The organism is Martelella endophytica (assembly GCF_000960975.1).
GTDB lineage: Bacteria > Pseudomonadota > Alphaproteobacteria > Rhizobiales > Rhizobiaceae > Martelella > Martelella endophytica.
This window is the reverse complement of record NZ_CP010803.1, coordinates 2,816,292-2,832,104: the sequence shown is the minus strand read 5'-3', so window position 1 is coordinate 2,832,104 and position 15,813 is coordinate 2,816,292. Positions and strand designations below refer to the sequence as shown.

Annotated in this window: 14 protein-coding genes; 8 read left to right on the top strand and 6 right to left on the bottom strand. The window is 63.2% G+C overall.

Features of this window, described 5'->3' with window-relative positions:
- The first annotated feature begins 23 nt into the window (after positions 1 to 23).
- Both tkt and gap read left to right on the top strand, forming a co-directional pair.
- On the top strand, positions 24 to 2,006 hold the full coding sequence (gene tkt, locus TM49_RS12855; protein WP_045685204.1) for a transketolase: 1,983 nt from the start codon (positions 24 to 26) through the stop codon (positions 2,004 to 2,006).
- Between the two features lie 239 nt (positions 2,007 to 2,245).
- Positions 2,246 to 3,247 carry a type I glyceraldehyde-3-phosphate dehydrogenase gene (gene gap / locus TM49_RS12850; protein ID WP_045681782.1) on the top strand — a complete coding sequence of 334 codons (1,002 nt, stop codon included), beginning with the start codon at positions 2,246 to 2,248 and terminating at the stop codon, positions 3,245 to 3,247.
- A gap of 65 nt (positions 3,248 to 3,312) precedes the next feature.
- Here gap and TM49_RS12845 read toward each other — a convergent pair whose 3' ends face one another.
- The gene (locus tag TM49_RS12845; RefSeq protein ID WP_045681780.1) at positions 3,313 to 4,119 is read right to left on the bottom strand and encodes an AAC(3) family N-acetyltransferase; all 807 of its coding nucleotides are present in this window, start codon (positions 4,117 to 4,119) and stop codon (positions 3,313 to 3,315) included.
- 156 nt (positions 4,120 to 4,275) lie between these two features.
- On the opposite strand from TM49_RS12845, the gene TM49_RS12840 reads away from it, so the two are divergent.
- Together TM49_RS12840 and TM49_RS12835 are read left to right on the top strand one after the other, a co-directional pair.
- A complete protein-coding gene (locus tag TM49_RS12840) occupies positions 4,276 to 6,069 on the top strand; it encodes a potassium/proton antiporter (protein ID WP_052699833.1) in 1,794 nt (597 codons plus the stop codon).
- A gap of 219 nt (positions 6,070 to 6,288) precedes the next feature.
- Positions 6,289 to 7,485 (top strand): phosphoglycerate kinase, encoded by a 1,197-nt coding sequence (locus TM49_RS12835; RefSeq protein ID WP_045681778.1) that lies wholly within the window; start codon positions 6,289 to 6,291, stop codon positions 7,483 to 7,485.
- A gap of 59 nt (positions 7,486 to 7,544) precedes the next feature.
- Here TM49_RS12835 and TM49_RS23735 read toward each other — a convergent pair whose 3' ends face one another.
- Positions 7,545 to 7,703, bottom strand: coding sequence for a hypothetical protein (locus TM49_RS23735; protein ID WP_169749068.1), 159 nt, complete (start codon positions 7,701 to 7,703; stop codon positions 7,545 to 7,547).
- A gap of 184 nt (positions 7,704 to 7,887) precedes the next feature.
- On the opposite strand from TM49_RS23735, the gene TM49_RS12830 reads away from it, so the two are divergent.
- The 3 genes from TM49_RS12830 to rcdA all read left to right on the top strand — a co-directional run bounded on the left by TM49_RS12830 (position 7,888) and on the right by rcdA (position 10,180).
- Positions 7,888 to 9,177 (top strand): MFS transporter, encoded by a 1,290-nt coding sequence (locus TM49_RS12830; RefSeq protein WP_045681775.1) that lies wholly within the window; start codon positions 7,888 to 7,890, stop codon positions 9,175 to 9,177.
- Positions 9,167 to 9,361, top strand: a complete 195-nt coding sequence (locus TM49_RS12825; RefSeq protein ID WP_045681773.1) for a DUF1192 domain-containing protein — start codon at positions 9,167 to 9,169, stop codon at positions 9,359 to 9,361. Before TM49_RS12830 ends, TM49_RS12825 begins: the two co-directional genes overlap by 11 nt.
- A 300-nt stretch (positions 9,362 to 9,661) precedes the next feature.
- Complete coding sequence (rcdA, locus tag TM49_RS12820; RefSeq protein ID WP_045681770.1) at positions 9,662 to 10,180, top strand: protease adaptor protein RcdA; 519 nt, start codon at positions 9,662 to 9,664, stop codon at positions 10,178 to 10,180.
- 126 nt (positions 10,181 to 10,306) lie between these two features.
- On the opposite strand, the gene rpmE is transcribed toward rcdA, so the two are convergent.
- A complete protein-coding gene (gene rpmE, locus TM49_RS12815; protein ID WP_045681768.1) occupies positions 10,307 to 10,528 on the bottom strand; it encodes a 50S ribosomal protein L31 in 222 nt (73 codons plus the stop codon).
- A gap of 195 nt (positions 10,529 to 10,723) precedes the next feature.
- Here rpmE and TM49_RS12810 point away from each other — a divergent pair, with 195 nt between their 5' ends.
- Positions 10,724 to 12,523, top strand: a complete 1,800-nt coding sequence (locus TM49_RS12810; protein WP_045681765.1) for an ABC transporter transmembrane domain-containing protein — start codon at positions 10,724 to 10,726, stop codon at positions 12,521 to 12,523.
- Here TM49_RS12810 and TM49_RS12805 read toward each other — a convergent pair.
- The 3 genes from TM49_RS12805 to TM49_RS12795 all read right to left on the bottom strand — a co-directional run bounded on the left by TM49_RS12805 (position 12,506) and on the right by TM49_RS12795 (position 15,810).
- Positions 12,506 to 13,387 (bottom strand): DMT family transporter, encoded by an 882-nt coding sequence (locus TM49_RS12805; RefSeq protein WP_158498632.1) that lies wholly within the window; start codon positions 13,385 to 13,387, stop codon positions 12,506 to 12,508. The genes TM49_RS12810 and TM49_RS12805 overlap by 18 nt on opposite strands.
- A 363-nt stretch (positions 13,388 to 13,750) precedes the next feature.
- Entirely contained in the window at positions 13,751 to 14,782 is a 1,032-nt protein-coding gene (locus tag TM49_RS12800; protein WP_045681761.1) for a peptidoglycan -binding protein, read from the bottom strand.
- A 2-nt stretch (positions 14,783 to 14,784) separates the two neighbouring features.
- A complete protein-coding gene (locus tag TM49_RS12795; protein ID WP_045681759.1) occupies positions 14,785 to 15,810 on the bottom strand; it encodes a hypothetical protein in 1,026 nt (341 codons plus the stop codon).
- Positions 15,811 to 15,813: the final 3 nt, after the last annotated feature.

The following is a 15,813-nucleotide window of genomic DNA, read 5'->3' as shown; positions in this document are numbered from 1 at the left end:
GACTCAAGAAAAGCGAAGGAAACATGACTTCTCTTGAAAAACACAACCGGATGGCCAACGCGATCCGCTTCCTTTCCATGGACGCCGTGCAGAAAGCCAATTCCGGACATCCGGGCCTGCCCATGGGCGCGGCCGATGTCGCCACGGTCCTTTTCACCCGGTTCATGACCTTCGATCCCAAGAACCCCGACTGGCCGAACCGCGACCGCTTCGTGCTGTCTGCGGGCCATGGCTCGATGCTGCTCTATTCGCTTCTCTATCTCCTCGGCTACGAGGACATGACGATCGAGGATATCAAGCAGTTCCGCCAGCTCGGCTCCAAGACTGCCGGTCACCCGGAATACGGCCATGCCTCGGGCATCGAGACCACCACCGGTCCGCTCGGCCAGGGCATTGGCAATGCCGTCGGCATGGCGATCGCCGAGCGCAAGCTCTCCGACGAGTTCGGCAGCGACCTGATGGACCACTACACCTACGCACTTTGCGGTGATGGTTGCCTGATGGAAGGTATCAGCCAGGAAGCGATCTCGCTTGCCGGCCACCTGAAGCTCAACAAGTTGATCCTGTTCTGGGACAACAACTCGATCACCATCGACGGCGCCGTCTCGCTTGCCGATTCGACGGACCAGCATGCACGCTTCCGCGCCTGCCACTGGCACACGATCGACATTGACGGCCACGACCCGGAACAGGTCGCAGCCGCCATCGAAGAGGCCCAGAAGTCCGACAAGCCGACGATGATCGCCTGCAAGACGACCATCGGCTACGGCGCTCCCAAGAAAGCCGGCACCAACAAGGCCCACGGCTCGCCGCTTGGCGACGAGGAAATCGCCGAAACCCGCAAGGCACTTGGCTGGGAATATCCGGCATTCGAGGTTCCCGAGGACGTTCTCGACGGCTGGCGCGTCGCCGGTCTTCGCTCGACCAAGGCCCGCGTCGAATGGGAAGAGCGCCTGAACGCAGCGCCTGCAGAAACCAAGGCCGAGTTCAACCGCCGCTTCTCCGGCGAGCTGCCCGGCGCCTTCGACCGTGCGATCCAGAAGTACAAGCAGGAACTGGCCAGCGAAAAGCCGAAGCTTGCATCGCGCAAGTCCTCGCAGAACGCGCTCGAGGTCATCAACGGCGTTGTTCCGGAAACCTTCGGCGGCTCCGCCGACCTGACGGGTTCCAACAACACCAATACCAGCCAGACCAAGTCGATCACGCCTGACGATTTCTCCGGCCGCTACATGCACTGGGGCATTCGCGAGCATGCGATGGCTGCCGCCATGAACGGTATCGCGCTGCACGGCGGCCTGATCCCGTATTCCGGCGGCTTCCTGATCTTCTCGGACTATTGCCGCACCTCGGTGCGTCTGGCGGCCCTCATGGGCATCCGCGTCATCCACGTCTGGACGCACGATTCGATCGGCGTCGGCGAAGATGGCCCGACCCATGAGCCGGTCGAGCAGATGGCATCGCTGCGGGCCATTCCGAACCTCCTGATGTTCCGCCCGGCGGACGCCATGGAGACAGCGGAATGCTGGCAGCTTGCGCTGGAAAGCAAGGATCGCCCGTCGGGCATCGCGCTGACCCGCCAGAACCTGCCCGCCGTTCGTCTCGACTATACCGAGAAGAACCTTTGCGGCGCCGGCGCCTACGATCTCGTTCCGGCAAACGACGCCGAAGTGACGATCTTCGCTTCGGGTTCGGAAGTGAACCTTGCTGTCGAAGCCCAGAAGATCCTGGACGGCAAGGGCATTTCCACCCGCGTCGTTTCCGTGCCCTGCATGGAGCTGTTCTTCGACCAGCCGGAAGCCTATCAGAAGGCCATCATCGGCAATTCGCCGATCAAGGTCGGCGTTGAAGCCGCTGTGCGCATGAGCTGGGACGCCTTCATCGGCACAGATGGCATCTTCATCGGCATGACCGGCTTCGGCGCGTCCGGCAACGGCGAAGCGCTGTTCGAGCACTTCGGCATCACTACCGGCGCGATCGTCGACGCTGTCGAAAAGAAGCGCGGCTGAGGCCGATCGACATGAATTCGGCTGCCCGGTCCCGCCGGGCGGCCACCACCGGAAGATCTGTCACCTTCCCCGGAACGTGCTGAAAATCCGGCAAACAATGCCTATATCTGGGCTGCCTGCATGATGCAAAGATGGCCAGCCGTTGCCTCCGCTCCCAAGGCGGAGTAAGCGCCTTCCAGAAGCCATCCGGCGGCTTTGAGACTTTTGTGAATCCTACTCGCGAATAGGGAGCTCCTACCATGACTGTAAAGGTTGCCATCAACGGTTTCGGCCGCATCGGCCGCAACGTGCTGCGTGCCATTCTCGAATCCGGCCGCAAGGACATCGAAGTCGTTGCCATCAACGATCTGGGCCCGGTCGAGACCAACGCTCACCTGCTGAAATACGATTCCGTCCACGGCCGCTTCCCGCATGACGTCAAGGTCGACGGCGACACCATCGATGCCGGTCTCGGCCCGATGCGCGTCACCGCCATCCGCGATCCGAAGGAACTGCCCTGGAGCGACGTCGACATCGCGTTGGAATGCACCGGCATCTTCACCGCCAAGGAAAAGGCCGAGATGCTGCTCGCCAGCGGCGCCAAGCGCGTGCTTGTTTCGGCTCCGTCCGCCGGCGCCGATGCCACCATCGTCTTCGGCGTCAACGACGACAAGCTGACCAAGGACGACATCATCGTCTCCAATGGCTCCTGCACCACCAACTGCCTGGCGCCGGTCGTCTACGTGCTGAACGAGAAGTTCGGCATCGAACGTGGCTACATGACCACGATTCACTCCTACACCGGCGACCAGCCGACGCTCGACACAATGCACAAGGACCTCTACCGCGCCCGCGCGGCAGCGCTCTCGATCATCCCGACGTCCACGGGTGCTGCCAAGGCCATCGGCCTCGTCGTTCCGGAACTGAAGGGCAAGCTCGACGGTTCCTCGATCCGCGTCCCGACCCCGAACGTCTCGGTCGTCGACCTGAAGTTCGTGCCGAAGCGCGACGTCACGGAAGAAGAGGTCAACGCCGCGATCAAGGAAGCTTCCGAAGGCAAGCTGAAGGGCGTTCTCGAATATACCGAGGAGCCGCTCGTCTCGCGCGACTTCAACCACGATCCGCATTCCTCGATCTTCGCTGCAAAGCAGACCAAGGTTCTGGAAGGCAAGCTCGTGCGCGTCCTGTCCTGGTACGACAACGAATGGGGCTTCTCCAACCGTATGGCCGACGTCGCCGTCGCCATGGGCAAGCTGCTCTGATCGTTCGATCGATCCTGATCATAGCGAGAGGCCGCCTTGTGCGGCCTCTTTGCTTTTGGCCGGCCCTATTCCTTGCGCCAGCGTTCCACCGCGCGATCGACGGCCTCACGGCACGGGATTGCGATCCCCTCGCCCGCGCCGAAGGCGAACTCGCGGGCAATACCGTCCTCGACCAGGCTTTGGCCGAGCGGCACGAAGTGGCCGGTCTCGCCGGCATGTTCGACCGTATAGCGCTTCCAGACGCGCTTCCCCTCTTCCATCACCGGTGAGGCCTGGGCTTCGCGCGGGCAGCGCGGCCAGGCGCGGGCTTCGGCCAGATGCAGCATGGTGAAACGCAGGAAGCCGATGCCGAGAAGCAGCGTCGTGGCGCCAAACTCGTAAAGCTTCTCCAGCGGCGATCCGGCCGCCATCGGATGTTCAAGCTGCTGATCGCCGAGGATGTCGGCAGCCTTCGGGCCGAAGGCCGCGAAGGAATTCGTCGGATGGTTGCTGCGCAGCACGCCAGGCCAGGTGCGAAACAGCTCCGCCGTTGCCCCCATGTCGCGCGTTGGCGTGCGGGCGGGATCGAAGGCCGGCATCTCCGCCTCGATGACCGGCACCCAGTCGGCCGGCACCGGTGGCGCGGCCCAGAACGCCGGATCGGTGAGATGCGCGCTGAAGGACGGCATCACCAGCGTCCCCTCCGTTCCGATCGCCGACAGGATCGCTGCAATCAGTGCCTGCGGCCCTCCGGCAATCCAGCCTACGCCTTTCAGCGACGTATGAACGATGACCGTATCTCCGGCTGCAATATCGGCAGCCGCAAGCTCGGCGGCAAGGCTCGACACGGTCGCCGGCCGTCGCGCGGCGGAAATGAGGTCTCCCTCAGCCATTCTGCAATCCCCTCAAGCGTCCCCAGCGGCCATGAATTGAATTGGCCCGGATGAATCCTATCTTGAATGTAATTCGCAATTGTTTCCGCTTATTTATAGTGTCCGAAACAATCGCATGTCGGCGGCCGCTTCCGATTGTGCGAAAGGGATATCTGTTTGACGACATTCTATCTGGCCGTTCTCATCTTCTCGGCACTGATCCTCCTTGCCGCGCTGTCGAGTGCACTTGCCTACCGTTTCGGCGCACCATTGCTGCTGCTGTTCCTGGGGGTCGGCCTCATCGCCGGTTCTTCCGGTTTCGGCATCCGCTTCGACAATGATGCGCTGACATTCTTCGTCGGCTCGCTGGCGCTTGCGGTGATCCTGTTCGATTCCGGCTTCGGAACCTCGCTGAAAACCTTCCGCGCCAGCGCCGGCCCCTCATTGCTGCTCGCGACGCTGGGCGTGGCGATGACGGCGGGGCTTGTGGCGGTGGCGGCGGCCGTGATCCTGGATTTCGATCCCCTGCAGGGCCTGCTGCTCGGCGCGATCGTTGCCTCGACCGATGCGGCGGCGGTGTTCTTCCTGATGCGGATCGGTGGCATCAAGGTCCTCGAACGGGTGAGTTCGACGCTCGAGGTCGAATCCGGCATCAACGACCCGATGGCGATCTTCCTGACGATCACTCTCGTCACCATCCTCTCGGCGGACGGGCCGACGGATGAAGGCGCGATCTCGCTCACGCTCCACTTTCTGCGCGAGATCGGTTTCGGCATCGTCTTCGGCCTGCTGGGTGGCGTCCTGACAGTGCTGGTCGCCAATCACTTCGGCCGCAATCGCGGCCTCGCGCCGATCCTGGTGCTGACCATGGCGCTACTGATCTTCTCGGCGACCGGGGCTGCCGGTGGCAGCGGCTTCATGGCGGTCTATGTCGCGGGACTGCTGGCCGGCAACCGGCGCGTGCGCTATTCCGGCTCGATCCGGCACTTCCAGGAGGGCATGACATGGCTGGCGCAGATCGTGATGTTCCTGCTGCTCGGCCTGCTCGCAACGCCGCGAAACTTCCCCGAGATCGCCGCGCCAGCGCTGGCGCTCGCACTGTTTCTGGTTTTCGTGGCACGCCCGATCGCGGTCTGGCTTTGTCTCTGGCCGTTCAAGTACACGCTGAGTGAAAAGGGGTTCATCTCGTGGATCGGCCTGCGCGGGGCGGCCTCCATCCTGCTTGCCATTCTTCCACGCCTCTACGGGCTGGAGAATGCCGGCATCTATTTCAACATCGTCTTCATCATGGTTCTGATGTCGCTGATGCTGCAGGGCTGGACGCTGGCGCCGGTGGCCCGCTTCCTGAGTCTGGTGCAGCACAAACATGGCGGTACGCTGGAGAGCGTCGAGATCGATCTTGCCGGCAATGCCAAGCACGAACTGGTGGTCTACCGTCTCGGCGAGGGCGCGCCGGTGCTTGAGGGCGCCCGCATTCCGCGTTGGGCGATCCCCTCGCTCGTCGTCCGCGACGGACGGTCTATGCGCTACTTCTATGCCGGCAGCCTGAAGGCGGGCGACTATCTCTATCTATTTGTCGCACCTGGCATGTCCTACCTGCTCGACCGGATTTTCTCCGGCGATGGCGGCGATGACAGCGGCGGGGTTCTGCTGGGAAGCCATGTCCTTGTGCCGGAGCGCCCTCTGAAGGAACTCATCGGCATTGACGAGAGCATCGAGATCCCGCCCGGCGAGGCCGAAACGCCGATCGCCGACTACATGAAACGCGAGCTTGGCGGCCGCGCTGTGGTCGCCGATCGGCTGCATATCGGCAGCCTGTCGCTGATCGTCCGCGATATCGACGACGACAACAACATCGTTTCCGTCGGCATCTGGAAGAACCCGGACGGCGACCCGAAGCCGCCGCTTTTCGATCCGATACGCCGGGCGCTCACGCGCCGCGCGAACCGGAGGCACAAGCGGACCGGCTGATAGTTGCAGGCGAAGCGATACCACCGCAGCTTTTCTGACCTCTGTCATTGCCGGAACCGGTGTTTTTGAATAGGAATCGTCAGCGCCGGCCGGACGCCCACCCGGACCGAAGCGCCGAAACCGATTTCAAGAAGCGCGGATGCAGGGTTCTCGTCCCCCGAGAGGCTGCCATCCGGCCGCCCGCGCCGCCTGCGGCATCAACATAAGAGGAAGAGTTCCATGGCTGCCTTCAAGACCCTCGACGACCTCAACGACATCGCCGGCAAGCGCGTTCTGGTCCGCGTCGACCTCAACGTGCCGATGAGCGATGGCAAGGTGACCGACACCACCCGCATCGAACGTGTTGCCCCGACCATTCTGGAGCTTGCCGGCGACGGCGCCAAGGTCATCCTGCTGGCTCACTTCGGTCGGCCGAAGGGCGAAGTCGTCGCCGACATGTCGCTGAAGCAGATCGTTCCCGCCGTCGAGGAAGTGCTCGACCATGCCGTCGCCTTCGCCGATGACTGCATCGGCGATGCCGCCGCCAAGGCGATTGCCGCCATGCATGACGGCGATATCCTGCTGCTCGAAAACACCCGCTTCCACAAGGGCGAGGAAAAGAACGAGCCCAATTTCGTCGCGGCACTCGCCAAGAACGGCGATATCTGGGTCAACGACGCCTTCTCAGCCGCCCACCGTGCCCATGCGTCCACCGAAGGTCTCGGCCATCACATGCCCGCCTATGCCGGCCGCACCATGCAGGCCGAACTTGAAGCGCTGGAGAAGGGCCTCGGTGAACCGAAGCGCCCGGTGGTCGCCATCGTCGGCGGCGCCAAGGTCTCGACCAAGATCGACCTGCTGCAGAACCTCATCGAGAAGGTCGACGCGCTGGTCATCGGCGGCGGCATGGCCAACACCTTCATCGCCGCCAAGGGCATCGATGTCGGCAAATCGCTCTGCGAGCACGACCTTGCAGACACCGCCCGCGCCATCATGGCGAAGGCCGAGACGACCGGCTGCAGCATCGTGCTGCCCGTCGACGGCGTCGTTGCCCGCGAGTTCAAGGCAAACGCCGCAAACGAGACCGTCGCCATCGATGCCATTCCGGCTGATGCGATGATGCTCGATGTCGGCCCGCAATCGGTCAAGGTCGTCAACGAATGGATCGGCAAGGCCGAGACGCTGGTCTGGAACGGCCCGCTCGGCGCCTTCGAAATCCAGCCCTTCGATGCCGCAACGGTATCCGCTGCCAAGTTCGCCGCCGAACAGACCAAGGCCGGCAAGCTGACATCGGTCGCCGGTGGCGGTGATACGGTCTCGGCGCTGAACCACGCGGGTGTGAAGGACGACTTCACCTACGTCTCGACCGCCGGTGGCGCCTTCCTCGAGTGGATGGAAGGCAAGGTCCTGCCGGGCGTCGCGATTCTGGAAAAGTAAGTCCGGTCGGTCCGCCGGAAGCATCAGGGGCGGCGGCGGCTGCCCCTTTTTTCTGCGCCTCAGGAGGGCCGGAGCATCAGCACGATGATCGTCGCCGCAAGCGCCGCCACTGCTATCTTCCAGAAATCCATGCGCCGCTTCAGGCCCGGCAGGCCGAGCGGCTTGACGATCTGGACGCCCATGGCGACGATGAACAGAAAGGCGATGAGCTTGGACATGGTTCTCCGATCCTGATCCCGCTCCACCTTTACAATGATGCGCCGTTCGCGTCACCCCACGCGAAAGGATTGAAATTGGCAGCAGATTTTTAATCGGAGCGTGATAGAATTGGCGGAACATACCGCGATGCCGCGGCGTTGAGCCTTAACCTTCCAAGCGACTGAAATTCACCAAGGCTTTTTGATGAGACGCAATCTTCTTCCGGTCTTTGCCCTGCTGCTCGGCACGCTTTTCCTTTTTTTCGGCAACGGCCTGCACGGTCTTCTGCTGCCGCTGCGAGGCACGGCGGAGGGTTATAGCGACACCGCACTCGGCTTCATCGGCACCTCCTGGGCATCCGGCTTCGTGCTCGGCTGTATCTTCGCGCCGCGCCTGATCATGCGCATCGGTCATGTCCGCGCCTTCTCGAGCTTCATCGCGATGATCTGCATGGTGGCGCTGATCACCGGCATCTTCGTCGACGAATACGCCTGGATCGCGCTACGCGCCGCGACCGGTTTCGCAATGGCCGGCACGCAGATGATCATCGAAAGCTGGCTGAACGAACGCGTCGACAATGCAAGCCGCGGCGTCGTGTTCACGACCTATACCGGCATCACGCTATCCGGTGTGGTCCTCGGCCAGCTGACCGTCGGCTTCGGCAACCCGAATACGCCGATCCTGTTCATGGTCGCGGGCATCGTCTACTGCATTGCCATGTTGCCGACGACGGTCTCCAACGCGGCCTCCCCGCGCCCACTGCAGGCGGTGCGCATCGATCTCAAGCTCTTGTTCCGCAACTCGCCCGTCGCCTTCTTCGGGGTTCTGCTGACGGGCATCGCCAATGGCGCTTTCGGTACGCTGGTTGCCGTGTTTGCCGCCCGCGCCGGACTGCCCGACAGCGAGGTCGCCTTCCTGGTGACGGCCGCTATCCTCGCCGGCGCGATTGCCCAGGTCCCGTTCGGCCGGATCTCCGACATGACCGACAGGCGCTATGTAATCGCCGCACTCGCCGGCATCGCGGCGACGGCAGCGCTGATCATCCTTGTGCTGCGGCCGGGCAGCCACACGCTGATCGCACTGATTGCCGTCTATGGCGCCACTGCCAACGTGCTCTATCCGATCACGGCCTCTCACGCCAACGACTTCGCAAGACCCGAGGACTATGTGAAAGTTTCGAGCGGCCTGCTGTTCCTGTTCGGCATCGGCACCATCATCGGGCCGACGGTCGGTGGTCCCGTCATGTCCGCCTTCGGCCCCTATGCGCTGTTCGTGATCACCGCGACAGCCCATGTCCTGATCCTCAGCTATGCCATCATCCGTTCGCGGATGCGTGCGGCCGTGCCCGTCGATGAGCGCGAAAGCTTCACCGCAATGCCCGATGCTTCCACCCCGGTTTCGACGCCCGAGGGCGTCCACTTCCAGGCCGGCAACCGCGAAGCCCAGTCCGTCGAGAACGAACAGCGCGAAAGGAGGGATGACAATGCCGCGTGACGAAGAAGAAGACAGGAAGCCGCCGAAGGGCCAATACATCATCGGCGCAGACCTCGAGGAACACTCCGTGGAGGCGCTGAACAGCTTCGTCGGTGACCTACGCCGCGAGATCGAACGCGTCGAAGAGGCGATCGCCCGCAAGGGCAAGGGCCGCAGCGCCGCGGAGAGCTTCTTCCGCAAGTAGACTGCGTTAACCCTATATTAACCTTTCCAAGGTGTTATAGGGCATCCGTTCAGCGGACATGGGAACACATTCTCTCGTTCCCTTCATCACCCTTTGACTATGAGCCGCCCAAAATGCGGCTCTTTTTTTGTCTTCCTGCATTCGGCAGTGGGTATTAACCTTTCGTTAAGAAACCGCTTGCGGAACTCAGCTACAGGTATATTTGTTGAGCGCAGTATAGAGCCGTTCATCAATCGGTCGCATTCGTTTGACAACGAGGCGAACGAGAGCGGCACAGTCGGATGAATTCAGAGAGTGTCAATGACCACCACGTCCGGGGCGAAAACCATCAGCTTTGCTGGCCACGCGGCCAATTCGCCGCAGTTCGATGCGCTTTATTCCGAAGGCATGTCGCTGGTGGAGACCACCGCCGCCTATCTTGATGGGCCGGGCCGCAGTGCTGCCCGCAAGCTCCGCGCACCCGCGGCAGCGCTCTATGCCGGTGAATCCCTGGCGCTCACCACCCGGCTGATGCAGCTCGCCTCCTGGCTTTTGCTGCAGCGCTCGCTCAATACGGGCGAGATGTCGCGCGAACAGGTGATGCAGGAGCGCCGCAAGCTTGCGCTTGGCCAGGAAAGCCGCAGCGCGCCTTCGGCAGCGGATTTCGCCGAGCTTCCGGCCGCATTCCGCGAACTGCTGGAACAGGCCCGCCGCCTGGAGGTGCGCATCCGCAAGCTTGACGAGAGCCTGATGCGCGACAATCTCCTGCCCGAGGCCGGCGCCGGCAACCAGGTCATCGCCCAGATCGACCTGCTTCAGACCGCTTTCGGCCGCCGCTGAGTCCGTCCCCTCTTCAGATCTGAACTAGAGCCACGCCGGAGCCCCATGCGCTCCGGCTTTCGCTTTCAAGCAACAAAAAACCCGGCGCAAGGCCGGGTTTTTCGCGTTGCGCAAAAACGCAAAATATCAGATGCCGAGGCCGCCGAAGCGCTTGTTGAACTTCGAGACGCGACCGCCGCGGTCCATCAGCTGCTGCGAGCCGCCGGTCCATGCCGGGTGGGAGGTGGGGTCGATGTCGAGGTTCAGGACATCGCCTTCCTTGCCCCAGGTGGAGCGGGTCTCGTATTCGGTGCCATCGGTCATGACGACCTTGATGGTGTGATAATCGGGATGGATATCAGCCTTCATAACTCTGTTCCTGCGCGCTTGGTCTCGCCTGGCAGCCATTGCGCCGGCCGGACCTATTGAATAAACAAAGCCGTGAAACCAGATTACGGGCCACGGCTATCCCAAAAGGTTGCGGTCGCTATACAGGAACGTGGCAGGAATAACAAGAGCCGCCGCCACCATTATGACGGCCTGCCGATACCGAAGGAAATCCCCTTGAGCCGGAACGAAAAAACGAAGCGTGGAAGGGCCTCGCAGCTCCGCCCGCTTGCAGCCATCCTGCCCTATTTCGCCTCCTATAAAGGCCTCGTGGCCGGCGCTCTTGCCTTCCTTCTCATCGCCTCTGCGGTGACGCTGACGCTGCCGGTGGCCGTGCGCCGGGTGATTGACCACGGCTTTTCCGCAGATGACGCCACGCTCGTCAACAATTACTTCCTCGTGCTCGGCGTCATGGCGCTGGCGCTCGGCGTCGCAAGCGCGCTCCGCTATTTTTTCGTGATGATTCTGGGCGAACGAGTGGTCGCCGATCTGCGCCGCGACGTCTTCGCCCATGTGATCCGGCTTTCGCCGGCCTTCTTCGACGTCAACCAATCGGGCGAGATCGTCTCGCGGCTGACGGCGGATACGGTGCAGATCAAGTCCGCCTTCGGCGCCTCCGCGTCGATTGCGCTGCGTAACCTGATCATGGGGCTCGGCGCTCTCGGAATGATGATCTACACCTCGCCGCGCCTTTCGGTGATGGTGATCATCGCGATCCCGATCATCGTGCTGCCGATGATTGCCGCGGGCCGCAATGTGCGCGGCCGTTCGCGCAAGGCGCAGGACGAGCTCGCCGATGCCACGGCCTTTGCCGGCGAGGCCATCTCCTCGACGCGCACGCTGCAGGCCTTCACCGCCGAGGCAATGGCCGGCACGCGCTATGCCGGTGCGGTGGAAAAGGCCTTCAATGCCACCCGCTCGGCCCTTCGTGCCCGCGCCGGGCTGACCGCCGTCGCCATCAGCCTCGTCTTCTGCAGCATCACCGCCATCCTCTGGTTCGGCGCACGCAATGTCCTTTCGAGCTCGATGTCCGGTGGCACGCTTGGCCAGTTCCTCCTCTATTCGGTGCTGGCCGCTGGTGCGCTTGGCCAGCTCTCGGAAGTCTGGGGCGAGCTTTCGCTAGCCGCGGGTGCCGCCGAACGGCTCTCCGAACTGCTGGAGGAACCCCTCGGCATCGCCGCGCCTTCGCACCCGGCCGCCCTGCCCGAGCCACCGCGTGGCGCGATCGCTATCGACACTCTCGCCTTCCGCTATCCGACCGGCGGCACCAAGGCCGGCGCGCTCAACGGCATATCGCTGACAGTCAATGCGGGCGAAACCGTCGCCGTGGTCGGCCCATCCGGCGCCGGCAAGAGCACGCTGTTTTCGCTGCTCCTGCGCTTCTATGACCCCGACGCGGGCACAATCCGCCTCGACGGTGTCGACCTTCGCGATGCCGATCCGGAGGCGCTCAGGCGCCGTTTCGCGCTGGTGCCGCAGGATGTCGCGATCTTCGCCGCCAGCATTCACGATAACATCGCGCTCGGGAGACCGGATGCAACGCGAGAAGAGGTCCGCGCCGCGGCGATCGCAGCGCAAGCCGACGGCTTCATCGAAAAACTCGAAAGCGGCTATGACACGCTGGCCGGCGAGCGCGGCATCACCCTTTCCGGCGGCCAGCGACAGCGGATCGCGATTGCCCGCGCCGTGCTGCGCGATGCGCCGGTCCTGCTTCTGGACGAGGCGACCTCGGCGCTCGATGCCGAAAGCGAAACGCTGGTGCAGCAGGCGCTCGGCACGCTGATGACCGGCCGCACGACGCTGGTCATCGCCCACCGCCTCGCCACCGTGCTCTCGGCCGATCGCATCGTCGTCATGGATGAAGGGCGGATCGTCGAGGAAGGCACGCATGAAACGCTGGTCGCGGAGAACGGGCTCTACGCCCGCCTTGCCCGCCTGCAGTTCAACACCGATGTCGCCTCAGGCGCGCTTGCCTGAGGGCATGAAGGTCGCAAGGAAGATGAGGCCGATACCGGCCCAGACAATCGGCTGCGGCCATTCGCCGAAGACGACGAGACCGACCAGCACCGCGATCGGCAGGCCGGTGTGGAAGGCCGGCGTCAGTTGCACCGCATCGGCCATCGCAAACGCCTTCAGCATGCAGTAATTGCTGGCATTCACCAGGAAGGCCGAGAGCAGGAACAGGCCGAAATCGGCAAGCGTCAGCGGCGTCCATTGCAGCATAGCCGGTATCGCCGCGATCGCCGTCATCAGCGTGTACATCCAGAAAAGCGCCGGAACCGTCGCCTCGCTCATCGCCACCCGCTTCAGCACCACATTCTTCGCAGCGAGCGCTATGGCCGCGCCGATCGCGACAAGACCGGCGGCCTGGAAGGCTTCCGTTCCTGGTCGAAGGATCAGAAAGGCGCCGGCAAGGCCGAAACAGACCGCGACCCAGCGGCGCCAGTCGGCTTTTTCCTTCAGCAAGATCATCGCCATCGGGATGAAGAAAAAGGTCTCGAGCTGGAACAGGGCGGCTGCAACGGTAAAGGGCAGCATCGACAGCGCGGTGACGATCAGGAATGTGACCAACACGCCGAGGATACTGCGCATCAGCAGGAGCCGCGGCGCCCGCAGGCGGAAACCGGAAACCCCGAGCCTCATCGCCACCGGCAGCATGATGGCCGCCGCGAGCCCATATTGCAGGAACATCAGCATCACCGGCGGATACCGCGCCGTCAGCGATTTCGAGATCGTATCGACGAAGGTGAAGGCGGCAACGCCCGCAATCATCAGCAGGATTGCAATGAAGCGGGAATCAGGACGCCAGCGCGTCCTGATCGACGATAAGTCGACAGACATGGTACTCTCCTGGAACAGCATCCGTTCGATGTTTGATGCTTCCTGGAGGTGCCCTCGTCCGCTTGTCAGGAAGAACAGCGCCTCACCGGCGCGGTGGTAGGGGCAAAGCCACGCCACCCTTGCGGAGCCCGCAGGATAGGAAAAGCGCGATGGAATGGCAAGGGGGGGGCGACGGCGGAACCTGCAGCCGTGCCTTTGCCCGCGTCTTTCTCCGACGTCGCGTCATCGCCTATGGATCTTGCCGCTTGCTCCAGTTGCTCTCTCCCGCCTGCGGGAGAGAAGGCTTTTTGGAGCTTTGCGGAGAGCCATATGGGAGGGCACCGCCCTCCGACGGGCGGGCGGCCTCGTCGCGATAACCCGCCCTCACCGCTCGGTGAGCTTGAACTCGATACGGCGGTTCTGGGCGCGGGCTTCGGGGCTGTCGCCCTCGGCAATCGGCTGGTATTCGGCAAAGCCGGCAGCGACCAGGCGATTGGGGGGGACGCCCTCGGAAACCAGGTAGCGCACCACGGCATCGGCACGAGCCGATGACAGTTCCCAGTTGTCGGCAAACTGACCGCCGGAACGGATCGGCACATTGTCGGTGTGGCCGTCGACACGCAGCACCCAGTTGATGTCATCCGGGATTTCAGGAACGATCTCCAGCAGCGCATCAGCAAGCTTGGAAAGCTCCGTCTTGCCGGCGTCGTTCAACTCGTCGGAGCCCGAGGGAAACAGCACTTCCGACTGGAACACGAAGCGGTCGCCGACGATGCGGATATTCTCCCGGTCGGAAAGGATCTGCCGCAGGCGCCCGAAGAAGTCTGAGCGGTAGCGGTTGAGTTCCTGCACCTTCTGGGCCAGCGCGACATTGAGGCGGCGGCCGAGATCGGCGATACGTGCCTGCGAGGCGTCGTCCTTGGCCTCGGAAATCTGCAGCGCCTCCTCGACGGCGGCAAGCTGGGCGCGCAGGGCAGAAATCTGCTGGTTCAGCAACGCGATCTGGTTCTGCGCCTTGGCGGAAAGCTGGCGTTCTTCCTCAAGGTCCTGGGTCAGCGAGCCGATCTGGGCATTGGCCGCTTCGCTTGCGCCGGAGCCCTGATCGAGCAGGGCCTGCAGCCGCGACTTCGCCTCTTCGGCAGTGGCCAGTGAGGCCTGCAGCGAAGCAATCAGATCGTTGGCATCCTGACTGTTGCTTTTCTCAAGCGCCAGCAGCTGCGTCAACTCGGCAATCTGGCTGTTCAGCCGGTTCAACACCTCGTCCTTGCCCGAAATCTCGCGGGTCAGCACGAACTGGGCAATGACGAAGACCGTCAGCAGGAACATGATGGCGAGCAGCAGCGTCGACAGGGCATCGACGAAGCCCGGCCAGTAATCGACCCCGCGGTTGGAGCGGCGGTTGCGGGCGAGCGCCATGGTCAGCGCCCCTCGAGCTTGTCGGTCAGTTTCTGCAGCGTGCGGCGCATCTCGCGCGATTCATCCTGCTGCGCCTCGATCCAGTCACGCAGCATCTGCTGCTCGTTGCGCATGTTCTTGACGACGCCCTGAATGCCTTCGGCAAGCTGGGCCATGGCCGGAACAGAACCGCCCGAACCGCTGGCCTCGGCGATGCGGCGAAGCTCGGTTGCAAGGACCTCGAACTGTTCGCTGGAACCGCCGGCCGCACTTTCGAGTGCGGGCACGAGGTCAGAGGTCACATCCGTCATCGTCGACAGCCAGTTTTCGAGCTCCATGTAGAAGCGGTTCTGGGCGCGGCCCGCCTGCAGGTCGAGGAAGCCGAGGATCAGCGAGCCGGAAAGGCCGAGCAGCGACGAGGAAAAGGCCGTGCCCATGCCGGAAAGCGGGCCGGACAGACCGGACTTCAGCGCTTCGAGCACATCACCGGAATCGCCGGAATTGGGATCGAGGTTCTGGATGATGTCGCCGATCGAACCGATCGTGCCGAGCAGGCCCCAGAAGGTGCCGAGCAGGCCGAGGAAGACAAGAAGGCCGACAAGGTAGCGCGAGGTGTCGCGCTGCTCGTCAAGGCGGGTGGCGATGGAATCGAGGATCGAACGCAGCGACGAGGTCGACAGCGCCATGGTCTGGCGGCTGCCGATCAGCGAGCGCATCGGGGCGAGCAGCTTGGGCTCCACGCCGACACGATCGGCGCTGCCGGCGGCGCGGAAAGAGTTCAGCCAGCTCACCTCGCGCCGGAGCGCCAGAACCTGCGCAAACACCATCAGCACGCCGATGAGCAGCACGCCGAGAATGAGGCCGTTGAGGCCCGGATTGGTCATGAAGGCAGCATGCGCCTGGCGGAACAGGATGGCGACGCAGAAGCCGATGAGGATCAGGAAGATCACCATCGTCCAGACGAATGTCATCGGGCTCGACATCTTCTGCGCAAATCCGCGCCGCGGCAGGTCGCGCGGTTCGTTGTGATCGAGTTCGAAATCCGACATTCG